At 73.9% G+C, this 13172-nt stretch carries 11 protein-coding genes; 4 read left to right on the forward strand and 7 right to left on the reverse strand.

Going from position 1 to position 13172, the window contains the following annotated elements:
* Positions 1-225: 225 nt before the first annotated feature.
* Positions 226-1578: a replicative DNA helicase gene (gene dnaB, locus FHX40_RS23505; RefSeq protein WP_142262144.1), complete on the forward strand. Its 1353-nt coding sequence runs from the start codon at positions 226-228 to the stop codon at positions 1576-1578.
* An 81-nt stretch (positions 1579-1659) separates the two neighbouring features.
* Here the strand turns inward: dnaB and FHX40_RS23510 are convergent, their stop codons facing one another.
* The 5 genes from FHX40_RS23510 to FHX40_RS23530 all read right to left on the reverse strand — a co-directional run bounded on the left by FHX40_RS23510 (position 1660) and on the right by FHX40_RS23530 (position 6649).
* The gene (locus FHX40_RS23510; protein WP_142262145.1) at positions 1660-2415 is read right to left on the reverse strand and encodes an SDR family NAD(P)-dependent oxidoreductase; all 756 of its coding nucleotides are present in this window, start codon (positions 2413-2415) and stop codon (positions 1660-1662) included.
* A complete protein-coding gene (locus FHX40_RS23515; protein ID WP_142262146.1) occupies positions 2412-3857 on the reverse strand; it encodes an MFS transporter in 1446 nt (481 codons plus the stop codon). Before FHX40_RS23515 ends, FHX40_RS23510 begins: the two co-directional genes overlap by 4 nt.
* A 57-nt stretch (positions 3858-3914) precedes the next feature.
* The gene (locus FHX40_RS23520) at positions 3915-4496 is read right to left on the reverse strand and encodes a TetR/AcrR family transcriptional regulator (protein ID WP_142262147.1); all 582 of its coding nucleotides are present in this window, start codon (positions 4494-4496) and stop codon (positions 3915-3917) included.
* 90 nt (positions 4497-4586) lie between these two features.
* Positions 4587-5381, reverse strand: a complete 795-nt coding sequence (locus tag FHX40_RS23525; RefSeq protein ID WP_142262148.1) for an ABC transporter permease — start codon at positions 5379-5381, stop codon at positions 4587-4589.
* A gap of 353 nt (positions 5382-5734) precedes the next feature.
* On the reverse strand, positions 5735-6649 hold the full coding sequence (locus FHX40_RS23530) for an ABC transporter ATP-binding protein (protein WP_142262149.1): 915 nt from the start codon (positions 6647-6649) through the stop codon (positions 5735-5737).
* 131 nt (positions 6650-6780) lie between these two features.
* On the opposite strand from FHX40_RS23530, the gene FHX40_RS23535 reads away from it, so the two are divergent.
* From FHX40_RS23535 to dnaN, 3 genes are all read left to right on the forward strand, one after another.
* Entirely contained in the window at positions 6781-8355 is a 1575-nt protein-coding gene (locus FHX40_RS23535; RefSeq protein ID WP_142262150.1) for a sensor histidine kinase, read from the forward strand.
* Positions 8356-8365: 10 nt separating this feature from the next.
* Positions 8366-9019: a response regulator transcription factor gene (locus FHX40_RS23540; protein WP_142262151.1), complete on the forward strand. Its 654-nt coding sequence runs from the start codon at positions 8366-8368 to the stop codon at positions 9017-9019.
* Positions 9020-9138: 119 nt separating this feature from the next.
* Positions 9139-10236 carry a DNA polymerase III subunit beta gene (dnaN, locus tag FHX40_RS23545; protein WP_142262152.1) on the forward strand — a complete coding sequence of 366 codons (1098 nt, stop codon included), beginning with the start codon at positions 9139-9141 and terminating at the stop codon, positions 10234-10236.
* A gap of 241 nt (positions 10237-10477) precedes the next feature.
* Here dnaN and FHX40_RS23550 read toward each other — a convergent pair whose 3' ends face one another.
* The gene (locus tag FHX40_RS23550) at positions 10478-11164 is read right to left on the reverse strand and encodes a FadR/GntR family transcriptional regulator (protein ID WP_142262153.1); all 687 of its coding nucleotides are present in this window, start codon (positions 11162-11164) and stop codon (positions 10478-10480) included.
* A gap of 566 nt (positions 11165-11730) precedes the next feature.
* Entirely contained in the window at positions 11731-13074 is a 1344-nt protein-coding gene (locus FHX40_RS23555; protein ID WP_142262154.1) for a helix-turn-helix domain-containing protein, read from the reverse strand.
* Positions 13075-13172 lie beyond the last annotated feature (98 nt).

The raw sequence follows: 13172 nt of genomic DNA on the forward strand, positions 1-13172 counted from the left end.
CCACAGGCGGTGGATGAAGTTTTCGCAGGTCATCACGGCTTTGTGGATCCGCCCGCCGAGTTATCCCCAGCCTTGTCCCCAGGCTGCCCACACCTGTGGCGCGGAAGCTCACAGGTTATCCACAGCTTCTCCACAGCGGGGCTTTGCCGCGCGCCCGGGGGGTTCGGAAAACTGTCACACCGGTCCGCTAGATCTGGGGGGCGGCCTGTTCGGGAGGGGGTTGAGATGAGCATCGCGGAGCCTCCTGTCTACGACACGTCGTTCGAGCGAACGCCACCCCACAACATCGAGGCCGAACAGTCCGTGCTCGGCGGCATGCTGCTGTCCAAGGACGCGATCGCCGACGTCATCGAGGTGCTGCGGTCCGAGGACTTCTACCGCCCGGCCCATCAGATCATTTACGACGCCATCGTCGACCTGTACGCCCGGGGCGAGCCGGCCGACGTGGTCACCGTCTTCGACGAGCTGGCCAGCCGCGGGGAGGTCACCCGTATCGGCGGCGCGCCGTACCTGCACACGCTCACCGCCGTCGTGCCCACGGCCGCGAACGCGGGCTACTACGCGAAGATCGTGCGCGAGCAGGCGATCCTGCGCCGCCTCATCGAGGCGGGCACCCGCATCGTCTCGTACGGCTACGGCGGGCAGGGCCAGGACGTCGACGAGCTGGTCGACCGTGCCCAGGCCGAGATCTTCAAGGTCACCGAGCGCCGCACCTCGGAGGACTTCCTCCCGCTCTCCGAGATCATGCCCGGCGCGCTCGACGAGATCGAGGCGATCGGCAGCCGCAGCGGCCAGCTCTCCGGGGTGCCCACCGGGTTCGCCGACCTCGACGCGCTCACCAACGGCCTCCACCCGGGCCAGATGATCGTGGTGGCCGCGCGGCCCGCGATCGGCAAGTCGACGCTCGGCCTCGACTTCGCCCGCTCCGCCGCGATCAAACACGGCCTGACCACCGTGGTGTTCTCGCTGGAGATGTCGCGGAACGAGATCACCATGCGGCTGCTGTCGGCCGAGGCGAAGGTCCCGCTGCACACCATGCGGTCGGGCATGATGAACGACGACGACTGGACGCGGCTCGCCCGCCGGATGAGCGAGGTCGCCGACGCCCCGCTCTTCATCGACGACTCGCCGAACATGTCGATGATGGAGATCCGGGCGAAGTGCCGCCGCCTCAAGCAGAAGCACGACCTGCGCTTCGTCATCGTCGACTACCTCCAGCTCATGAGCTCCCCGAAGAAGGTGGAGAGCCGGCAGCAGGAGGTCTCCGAGATCTCCCGTGCCCTCAAGCTGCTCGCCAAGGAGCTGGAGGTCCCGGTCGTCGCGATCTCCCAGCTCAACCGCGGCCCGGAGCAGCGCACGGACAAGCGCCCGCAGGTGAGCGACCTGCGCGAGTCGGGCTCGATCGAGCAGGACGCGGACGTGGTCATCCTGCTGCACCGCGAGGACGCCTACGAGCGGGAGTCGCCGCGGGCGGGCGAGGCCGACCTCATCGTCGCCAAGCACCGCAACGGCCCCACGGCCACCGTGACCGTCGCCTTCCAGGGCCACTACAGCCGGTTCGTCGACATGGCGCACTGACAGCGCCTCCCCACGGGCCGCCCGCGGGGCGCGCCGGGCCCGCGCGCGGGCGGGCGGCCGGGCGTCTCGCGCGGTGCCTGCTCAGGCGGTGGCGCCGCCGTCGAGCACGAGGTCATGGCCCACGGTGAACGCGGACTCGGGGGAGGCGAGGTGGCGGACCGCGGCGGAGAACTCGGCGAGCGAGCCCACCCGCCCGGCGGGCAGCTCGCGCCTGACCCGCTCGGCGCGGTCCGCCTCGGTCTCGCCGGGGCGCAGCGACATCGGGGTGTCCATCGGGCCCGGCGTGACCGCGTTGATCCGCACCCCGTCGCGGATGTACTCGAGCGCGGCGGTGCGGGTGAGCGCGCTGACCGCCGCCTTGGCCGCGCCGTACGCGGCCATGCCGGGCACCCGGAGGTACGGGCCGACGACCGAGCTTACGTTGACGATCGTCCCGCCGCCGGGCTGGGCGCGCATCGCGGCGATCTCGTACTTCATGCAGAGGAAGACGCCGTGCACGTTGGTGTCGAACACCGCCCGCCAGTCCTCCTCCGGCATCTCGGCCACCGGGCCCGCGAACAGCACGCCCGCGTTGTTGACCGCGACGTCGAGCCTGCGGTGCCGCCGGACGATCCGGTCGACGAGGGCGGCGACGTCCGCGGCCCGGCGCACGTCGGCGACGATCGCCTCGGCCCGGCCGCCCTCGGCCTCGATCGCCTTGACGGTGCCGTCGAGCGTCTCCGCGGTCCGTCCGGCGACGACCACGGTGGCGCCCTCCCGGGCGAAGTCCTCGGCGAGGACCCGGCCCGCGCCGGTCCCGCCCCCGGTGATCAGCACGATCCTGTCGGTGAACCTCATCCGGCGACCTCCTTGCGGTGCGCATCGGTGTTCCTGTCCGGGGTCCTGGTGATCGCGGCGAACGCCGCGACGAGGAGGAAGGCGGCGCCGATCGTCCCGAAGGCGAGCGCGTAGCCGCCCGTCACGGCCGCCGCGCCGCATCCGGCGGCGACCCCGCCCGGGCAGCCGAGCGCCGCGGTGCGGGCCGAGGCGATCGCCACGAGTACGGCGAGCCCCACGGTCGGCCCCACCTCCATCGCGGTGTTGATCAGCCCTCCGGCGAGCCCGGCCCGGTGCGGCGGGGTGCCGGACATGCCGATGACCGTCGCCCCGGCGAGGGCGAGTCCGGAGCCGGCGGCGAACAGCGGCAGCGCGACGAGCACGATCGCGGGCCACGGGGTGCCCGGGGCGAGGGTGGCGAGCGGCGGCATCGCGGCCGCCGCGATCAGCAGCCCGGCGACCGTGGCGGCGCGCGGCCCGAACCGGCCGATCGCCCGGGCCGCGGCCGGGCCGGTGCCGAGGACGAGCAGGTTGGGCAGGAACGCGGCGCTGGTCTGCGCCGCCGACATGCCGCGGACCTGCTGGAAGTAGAGCGAGAGGAAGAACATGGTGGCCGCGCTCGCCGCCGCGGTGACCAGGATCACCGGCAGCGCGACCCGACGGGCCCGGTCGACGAGCATGCGCGGCGGCAGCAGCGGCCGGGCCGTACGGGACTCGACGGCCGTGAAGGCGGCGAGCAGGGCGAGCCCGGCGACGGCCGGGGCCGGGCCGGTCGCGGTGAGCAGGCCGTGGCCGAGCAGCACGAGGCCGCCGGTGCCGAGCAGCGCCCCGGGCAGGTCGAGCCGTTCCCGGTCTCCCCCGGCGGCGCCGGGGGAGACCGCCGCGGGGGCGCCGGCGTGGCGGACCGACCGGGACAGCAGGCCGGCGGCGGCGACCGCGACCGGGAGGAGCAGGCACCAGCGCCACGAGGCGACGCTCGCGACCAGGCCGGACAGCAGGCTGCCGCCGACCGCGCCGCTCACCGAGAGCGTGCCCCACACCGCGAGCGCCCGGGCCCGGCGCGGCCCCTCCGGGTGGAGACGGGTGACCAGCGCCAGCGCGGCGGGCGCGGCGAGCGCGGCCCCGGCGCCCTGGGCGAGCCGGGCGGCGAGCAGCACGCCGAAGGCCGGGGCGAGCGCCCCCGCGAGCCCGGCCGCGCCGAAGAGGGCGAGGCCGGCGCGGAGCGTGCGGTGCGCGCCGCGCAGGTCGGCGAGCCTGCCGCCGAGCAGCAGCAGGCCGCCGAACGCGAGGCCGTACCCGGAGCTGAGCAGCGCGAGCTCGCCCTGGGCGAGGCCGAACTCGCGCTGGATCGCGGGCAGCGGTACGGCGAGCAGGGTGATCGCGGCGATCAGCGTGACCTGCACCGCGCCGAGCAGCGGGAAGACGACGCGGTGGGCCCGCGCGCGGGTGGTCGTCGACGTCATCCGGCGTCCTAAGTTACCCGACAGTTCATTCCAGAATCAGCGCACAAAAAGGCGGGACTAGGCGAGCAGGCGCAGCGCCTGCGCGGCCGCGTCCCGCAGCCGGGCCGGATCGGGCGAGCCCTTGGCCATGATCCGCAGCCCCTGGAGCACGACGAGGAGGAAACGCCCCAGCGCCACCGGGTCGCTGTCCGGGCCGATCTCCCCCTGGGCCTTGGCGCGGTAGAGCGCCGAGGTCAGCGCGGTCTCCAGCGCCGCCCAGCTCGACTCGACGAACCGGGTCACGCTCGGGTCCTTCGGCAGCAGCTCGGCCGCGGCGTTGACGATCATGCAGCCCCGCCGCCGGGAGTCCGCGACGCCCTCCTCGGCGTACAGCTCGACCAGGGCCCGGATGGCGGGCAGCGCCGGCCCCGGCCGGGACAGCGCCTCGATCGGGTTGGGGGAGCGGGTCCGCAGGTAGCGGTTGAGCGCCGCCAGGTACAGGTCGTGCTTGTTGCCGAAGGTGGCGTACAGGCTGGCCCGCGCCACCCCCAGGTGCTCGACCAGGTCGGCCATGCTGGTCGCCTCGTACCCGCGCTCCCAGAACAGCTCCAGCGCGGCGTCGAGCGCGGCCTCGGGATCGAACTCCTTGCTCCTCGCCACGGCCCGACGCTAACACTTACTGGAACGATCGGTCAAATATGGCGGCGGGCCACGCCTCCCCGCCGTGGCCCGCCGCCCGCCGTGCCGTACTCACTCCCAGCGGAACAGCCGGACCGCGAGCCCGGCGGCGACGAGCAGCCAGGCGGCGAGCACCAGCACCGCCTCCGCCGGGATCGCCGCGCCGCTCCAGGCGGCGTGCAGCGACTCGCCGAACGGGCCGGTGGGCGAGAACCGGCTGATCACGGCGAGCGCCTCCGGCATGCTCTGCCGGGGCACCCACACGCCGCCGAGGAAGAGCAGCGGGAACATGGCCGCGGCCCCGATGCCGGGGGCGGCGCGCCCGCTCGGCGCGAGCGAGCCGAGCAGCAGCCCGATCGTGTACAGCGTGGCCATGCCGAGCAGCACGATCCCGGCGAAGGCGAACGGCCGCTCGGGGATCCTGGCGTCGAGCACGAGGTGGCCGCCGACGACCATCGCGGTGAGCGCGACGACGCCCATGCCGAGCGACACGATCAGCTGGGCGGCGATCATGCGCGCGGGGCCGACCGGGGTGGTGGACATGCGGCGCAGCACGCCGGTCTCCCGGTAGGTGGCGAACACGGACGGCAGCAGCGAGGTGCCGATGATGGCGATCGACAGCAGCGCCATCATCGCCGGGTAGTAGGCGTCGATCAGCCGAGCCCCGCCGAGCTCCGGCAGCGGGCGGTTGAAGTCGGGGATGGCGCCGCCGAGGATGAGCAGCAGTGCCAGGGGCAGCAGCAGCGGCAGCCCGACCGCCATCGGGTCGCGGAGGATCAGCTTCGCCTCGACCGCGACGAGCGTCGGCAGGGGCCGGGCCGGGCGGGGCGGCGTGGCGGTGGCCGTGACGGTGGACGGGTGACTCATGTCGGCCTTCCGGTGGTCGAACGGTGGGTGTGGGCGCAGCGAGCGCCGCGGTGAGCGAGGGTCAGGCCCGGCGGGGGACGTACGGCACGCCCGGGCGGGCGCGGAGCCGGTGGATGGACCGGTACGGCTGGACCGGTACGGCTGGATCGGTATGGCGGGATCGGTACGGGCCGGATCGCGGTACGGCGACGTCCGAGTGCGGCTGAAAGAGGGGGCGAGGGTCGAGGTTCGGCCCGTGGATCCGTGACGCGGATCCGGCGGGCCCGGCCGTGATCGCGCCGCCCTTGCGGAAGCGGCCTCGGGGCGGCGGCGGGCCGGTGATCGGTACGGCGGCGCCCGGTGACGTGGAGGGCTCAGGCGGCCTCGGCCGGGGCGCCGGTGAGGGCGAGGAAGGCGGCGTCGAGGGTGGGACGCTCGACCCGCAGGTCGGTGACGCGCACGCCGGCCCCGGCGAGCTCGGCCACGACCGTGCCGGTCACGTCGACGTCGCCGGTCACCACGACGCGCCCGCGCCGGTCGACGACCACCTCGCGCACGCCGTCGAGCCCGCTGAGCACGTCCCGATCCACGGGCGCCGAGGGCGTGAACGTGACCCGCTCGCCGACCCCGGCCCGCCGGATCAGCCCGGCGGGAGTGTCGAGCGCCGCGACCACCCCGCCGTGGATGAGGGCGACGCGGTCGCACAGCCGCTCGGCCTCCTCCATGAAGTGGGTGACGAGCACGACGGTGATGCCCTGGTCGCGGATCTGCTCGATCAGCTCCCAGGTGTCCCGCCGCGCCTGCGGGTCGAGGCCGGTGGTCAGCTCGTCGAGGATGGCCACGCGCGGTGCGCCGACCAGGGCGAGCGCGATCGACAGCCGCTGCTTCTGGCCGCCGGAGAGCCGGCCGTACCGGGCGTCCCGCTTCTCGCCGAGGCCCACCTGCTCGATGAGCGCGTCGGCGGAGACGCGGTGGCCGTGGAAGGAGGCGAACATGCGCACCGCCTCGCGCACCGTGATCCTGTCCGGCAGGGCGCTGCTCTGCAGCTGCACCCCGAGGCGGCGGGTGAGCTCGGCGCGGTCCTCGCGCGGGTCGAGGCCGTCGACGACGATCGTGCCGGAGTCGGGCCGCCGCAGCCCGGCCACGCACTCCACGGTGGTGGTCTTGCCGGCCCCGTTGCGGCCCACGATCCCGAAGATCTCGCCCTCCGCCACGGAGAACGAGACGTCGCGTACGGCGACGTGCTCGCCGTACCGCTTGGCCAGGTGGGTGACTTCGATAATCGGCATGCCGCTCACGGTAGGTGGCCGACCGGGCCGGGCGCGTTGGCGCAAGGGACACTTCCGGGGTGGGGTTATCCCCACCCCTCCGGGCACCCAGCTGCAGTGACGCACCGTCCCGCGGCCCGCAGACTGAAGGCATGGACGAAAAGGCGAGCACCCCGCGGTCGGGACAGAACCTTGCGAACCGGCCGGCCGTGCGCCTCGCCCGCTGGTGCGGCAAGGTGGTCTCCGCGATCGGGAACGGCCTGGCCATGTTCGCCCTCGGGATCGTGCAACTGCCGATCACCGCGGTCGTCATGCTCGCCGTGGTGCTCACCTACGGCTTCGGCCTGGTCTTCCTCTTCCCCCCGGCGATCCTGCTCTCCCGCCGGTGGCTCGCGATCGCCCGCCGCCGCGCCGAGGCCTGGTCGGGGGTGCGCATCGAGGACCCCTACCAGCCGCCGCCCCCGCCGCCGGTCCCGCAGCCCGACGGCTGGTACCGGGAGGGCCGCACCCTCTACCGGTCGCCCCGGTTCCCGGCCTGGAGCCGCCGCCTCAACTGGCTGACCAAGGACCCGGCCACCTGGCGGGACCTCGTCTGGCTGGTGCTCCACCCGATCACCGGCGCCCTGATCGCCGTGCTCCCGCTGCTGCTGATCGGGTACGGCGCCCACCTGGCCGTCACCGGCGCCTGGCCCGTCCCGCTCGCCGGCCCCGTGTTCGCCGCCGCCGGCCTGGTCGCCGCGCCGTACGTGCCCCGCCTGTACGGGCTGTGGACCCGCGCGCTGCTCGGCCCCACCGAGCGGGCCCGGCTCGCCCGCCAGGTCAGCCACCTCGCCCGCACCCGCACCGAGGCGGTGGACGCCCAGGCCGCCGAGCTGCGCCGGATCGAGCGCGACCTGCACGACGGGGCACAGGCCCGGCTGGTGGCGATGGGCATGACGCTCGGCGCCGCCGAGCGGCTCGTGGACACCGACCCGGCCGCGGCGAAGGCGCTCATCGCCAAGACCCGGGAGGCGTCCGCGGACGTGCTCGCCGAGCTGCGGCGGCTGGTGCGCGGCATCTACCCGCCGGTGCTCGCCGAGCGCGGCCTCGGCGACGCGGTGCGCGCGCTCGCCCTCGACTGCCCGCTCAAGGTCACCGTCGAGGTGGACCTGCCCGACCGCCCGCCCCCGCCGGTGGAGGCGGCCGCCTACTTCGCGGTGAGCGAGCTGCTCACCAACGCGGCCCGGCACTCGGGCGCCCGCGAGGTGACGATCGACATCGGCCGGCGCGGCGGCGACCTGCGCATCACGGTCACCGACGACGGCGTCGGCGGCGCGGACCCGGCGCGCGGCAGCGGCCTGCGCGGGCTGGAGCGCCGGATCGCCGCGTTCGACGGGGTGCTCGCCGTGCACAGCCCGCCCGGCGGCCCCACGGTCGCCGTCATCGAGATCCCCCGGGTGCTGCCGGCGGGCGAACGCCCCAAGGCCACGATGCCGCGCCGCAAGGTCGTGCTGATGGGCCTGTGCATGGGGTTCTCCTGGCTGCCGCTGTTCCCGCAGGGCATCGTCGCGCTGATCATGAAGGTCATCGACGCGCCGCGGAGCTGGTTCCTCGCGCTCTACCTGCCCGACCCGCTCTCCTGGATCACGGCGATCGCGTTCATCAACCTCGGCGTGGCCATGCTCGTCTACGGCCGCTACCTCGCGGCCGAGTACGAGCGGTCCAAGTCGTCCCCCGCGTGCTCCTAGGGTGGTGGCCGTGAGAGTCGTGCTCGCCGAGGACCTGTACCTGCTGCGGGAGGGCCTGGTGCACCTGCTGCAGGCGCACGGGTTCACCGTGGTCGCGGCCGTGGAGACCGGCCCCGAGCTGCTGCGCGCGCTCGTCGAGGAGCGCCCGGACGTCTCGATCGTGGACGTACGGCTGCCGCCCACGTTCACCGACGAGGGCCTGCAGGCGGCGCTCGAGGCGCGCCGGCGGATTCCGGGGCTGCCGGTGTGCGTGCTCTCCCAGCACGTGGAGCAGCTGTACGCGCGCGAGCTGCTCGCCGACGGCTCGGGCGGGGTCGGCTACCTGCTCAAGGACCGGGTGTTCGATGCGGCGCAGTTCGTGGACGCGCTGCGCCGGGTCGCCGCGGGCGGCACCGCGATGGACCCGGAGGTGATCGCCAAGCTGCTCGCCGGCAACGCCCGCAACGAGCCGCTCGCCCGGCTCACCCCGCGCGAGCGCGAGGTGCTCGCGCTCATGGCCGAGGGCCGCTCCAACGCCGCCATCTGCCAGCAGCTCTACCTGAGCGAGAGCGCGGTCGGCAAGCACGTGGCGAACATCTTCACCAAGCTCGGCCTCATGCCCTCCGACGACGACAACCGGCGCGTGCTCGCCGTACTCGCCTACCTCAACGCGCAGCGCTCCTGAACGGCCCTCAGGACGGCCACCACAGGTGAGGCCAGGGCACCTTCCTGTCGGTACGTGCGGCTACCTTTTCGTACATACCGTCGAGCGAGAACGTCGAAGTCGAAAGGGGATCGGTCGGGATGAAACTTCACGTGAACCGTGATGTGCTGGCCGACGCGGTCGCGTGGACCGCCCGGATCCTGCCCAGCCGGCCTGCCGTTCCGGTGCTCGGCGGCATCCTGCTCGACGCGCACGGCGAGGACCTGACGCTGTCCGCGTTCGACTACGAGGTGTCGGCCCGGGCCACGGTGGAGGCGCAGGTCGCCGAGCCGGGGCGGACGCTGATCCCCGGGCGGGTGCTCGCGGAGATCACCAAGAGCCTGCCCGACCACCCGGTCGAGATCGTCACCGACGGGGCGGAGGCGATCCTCACCTGCGGCAGCGCGGAGTTCGGGCTGCACACCATGCCGGTCGACGAGTTCCCCGCGCTGCCGGAGATGCCCCCGAGGATCGGCGCGGTGGGCGGGGGTCTGCTCGCCACGGCGGTCGCGCAGGTGGCGCCCTCGGCGAGCCGCGACGACACGCTGCCGATGCTCACCGGCATCCGCATGGACATCTCCGGCCACAACGTGACGCTGGCGGCCACCGACCGCTACCGGATCGCCGCCCGGGAGTTCCTGTGGCACCCCGAGCGGCCGGACGTGACCGCGGCGGCGATGGTGTCCGCCCGGGTGCTGGTGGACATCGCGCGCACGCTGCGCGCGGGCGAGGTGTCGATCGCGCTCGGCGACGGGGTGATCGGGTTCGAGAGCGTCGGCCGCCGGACCACGGTGCGGCTCATGGACGAGCAGTTCATCGACTACCGGTCCCGGCTGGCGAACACCCCGGCGATCTGGGCGACCGTCCCGGTCGCGCCGCTGGTCGAGGCGATCCGGCGGGTGTCGCTGGTGGCCGACCGGAACCCGGCGGTGCGGCTGTCGTTCGGCCGCGACCAGGTGCTCGTGCAGGCGGGCGGCGGCGACATCGGCCGGGGCGCGGAGGTCGTCGCGGCCGAGCTCGAGGGCGACGGGATCCAGATCGCCTTCCAGTCGCACTTCCTGCTCGACGGTCTGTCGGGCCTGGAGACCGAGCGGGTGCGCATCGGCATGGACACCCCCACCCGTCCCGCGCTCATCACCGACGACGCCGACGACCCGACCTTCCGCTACCTGGTGATGTCCCTGCGCCTGGGGTCGTAGCAAGGCCGTGCCGTGACCGTGCCCGGCGCGGGCGTCCGCGGCGGGCGGGCCGGTGCGGAAACGACGACGCGTCCCGGCGCGGCGGCGGTACGGCGCGCGTGCGCGGGACGCGGCGGGAGGGCGGGCACGGGGCGGCGGTTGGCCGTCCCGGACGGGCCGCGGCGGGGCGGTACGGTCGGCACCGGTGCCGCCGCGATCGATGGGGCTCGGGTGGCGCGGCCGTGCGGGTCCGCGCCCGGGGTCAGGACAGCTCGGCCGACTCGGTGAGGGACGCAAGGATGCGCTCCATGCACTCCAGGCCGGCGCGCTCGGCGGCGGACGCGTCCCCGGCGGCGATCGCCTCGTAGATGCCGTCGTGCGGGATGTAGGTCTTCTCCAGCGGCACGCCGGCGGCGGTGATGTTGGCGCGCAGCGCGGCGGAGAAGTCGTTGTAGATGTCGATCAGCACCCGGTTGTGCGTGGCCGCGGCGACCGCCATGTGGAAGGCGAGGTCGGTCTCGACGAACGCGGCGGAGTCGCGCGCGGCCCAGGCCCGCTCCCGCTCCTCGAGCGCGGCCTTGATCGCCTTGATGTCCTCCTCGGTACGGCGGCTCGCGGCGAGCCGGGCGGCCTCGACCTCGAGCGCCCGCCGTACCTCGAAGATCTCCAGGTGCTCGGCGGCGCGCAGGCGGCGGAGCATCGCGCCGGACAGCTCGCTGGTGGCGCGCACGTAGGTGCCGTCGCCCTGGCGGCACTCGAGCAGCCCCGCGTGGGTGAGGGCGCGGACGGCCTCGCGCACGGTGTTACGGCCCACGCCGAGCTGCTCGGCGAGCACGGTCTCGGTGGGAATCTTGCCGTGCAGCGGCCACGCCCCGGAGACGATCTGCTCCTTGAGCTGATCGATCACCTGGTCGACGAGCGAGGCCCGTTGGGCCGTGCGCAGACTCACAGTCCGCCCTCCTCCACAGGTCGAGCACAATCATCCTACGAGCCAATGATTGGTCGACCCTAATTATTCCGGAGACTTTCTCCAAATCAGAGGTGCACGGTGCACCGGAATCGGCGGACACGCGCTGGAAGGGCGCCGCCGTTCCATCCTTCGGCACGCCACCCGCGCCTGCGGGATCCGTTTCGACCGTACCTGACCACCGGGTAACGACCTGCGGCCGGGTCCCCTGTTAACGCCGGCGGCGCGACCGGACGCGCACGGCGGAGATCCGGAATTCCCCGCGCCGCACCGGCACGGCATACGACGAAGAACGACCGGTCTCCGGGCGGGCGGCACCGGGTACGGCCGGGCACGCCGGCGACGCCGGAGCACGGCGAAACGACGGAAACAAGGGAGACAAGGGAAACGAGGAAAGCCGACGGAAACGCGCGGGCGCGTCCCCGCCCTGCGGGACCCCGCCTCCCCGGAGCGGCGCGCGCTCGCATGCCGGCCGCGTGCGGCGGCCGTGAACGCGGTCTCGCCCCTGGGACGGCCGTGCACGCGGCCGTCCCAGGGGGTGTCGAACCCTAGTGGGTGAGGACGGCCGGCGTGGTGGTCCCGGGCATGTTCGCCCGGATGCCGACGGCCTCCAGCGCCCTGCGGTACGCGCTGAACTGCTCGTGCCGCGAGCCGGACCGACCCCACAGGTCGCCGAGCTCGCGCCACACCCGGGCGGCCTCGCGGTCGGGGCCGCTGGTCGCCTGGGCGCCCTGGAGCAGCTCCTGCGCCTTCATCAGCAGCGGTACGACCTCGCCTTCGGACCGTGCCAACGCGACGTGAGCGTAGATGAGGTGGGCCGACGCCGCGATGACGCCCTGCGTGTCGCCGAGCCGCTCGAGGGTGCGGTCGGCGAGCTCGTGGGCGGCGGCGTGGTCGCCGGCCCGCAGCTTCACGTGGGCCAGCACGGTGAGGCCGCGCGCGTGCTCGAGGCGCTCGGCGGGGAAGACCCCGAGGACGTCGGTCGCCTGCTCGGCGAGCTCGGCGGCGCGCTCGAACTCCTCGTTCACGGTCGGCCGGGCGGTGACGATCCGCGCCCACTGCAGGGCGACCTGGGACGTGCGCACCGCGAGGCGGCCGGGCCGCCCGGCGGCGAGCGCGTCGTCGGCGAGGATCACCGCGAGCGCGGAGTCGTCGCCCTCCGCGGCCTTGACGCTCGCGTCCCACAACGCGCGGATCTCATTGGTGCGGTCCACAACGTCGTGGGGGAGGCCGACCGCGTCGAGCACCCGCTCCACGTACGGCAGACCGGTCTCGGTCTCCGCGAGGATGGCGGCGAGCTCGACGGCCACGTCACCGTGGACCAGCGAGAGCTTCTCGGCCTGGGCGAGCGCGTGCGCCCCCAGGTCCTTGGCCCGCAGCAGGTCCCCGGCACGCTGGTAGCAGCGGCACAGCGCCACGGCGAGCGGGAGGTCGGCGAGCCGCTCGGGGTGGGCGGCCGCCTCCTTCCGCAGGCGTTCGTACGCCTCCACCGCACGACCCACCTTGCCCTGACGCTCCAGTGCCCGGGCCCGGCCCAGCCGGGCCTGCGCCGCCAGCATGACGTTGTCCTCGTCGGCGGCCTTGATGATCTCGCCGAAGCGCTCCGCGGCGACCGCGGGGTCGCCGTGGTACAGCTCCAGCTCCGCGTGGCGCAGCCCCAGCTCGGTGTCGATGCGCTGACGCGGCTCTATCCCGTGCAGCAGGTACTCGGTCGTGCAGCCGAGCCGCTCTGCCAGCAGGCGCGCGACCACCGGGGTCGGCGTCCGCTTGCCGGATTCGATGAGCGAGACATAACTGTCTGAGAGGTCGGGCCCGGCCAGCTGGGCCTGGGACATCCGTCTGCTCAGCCGTAAACCGCGGACGCGGTCACCGATGGATCCCTGACTCGGCATCTGATCTCTCACGGCGGGGGATTGGTCAATGGTGTCGCCATGATGGCACGAACAGGCCGAATCGGGTAACCCTCAGTTAAGATCTGAGTGGCCGAAGT

Source organism: Thermopolyspora flexuosa (assembly GCF_006716785.1).
Lineage (GTDB): Bacteria > Actinomycetota > Actinomycetes > Streptosporangiales > Streptosporangiaceae > Thermopolyspora > Thermopolyspora flexuosa.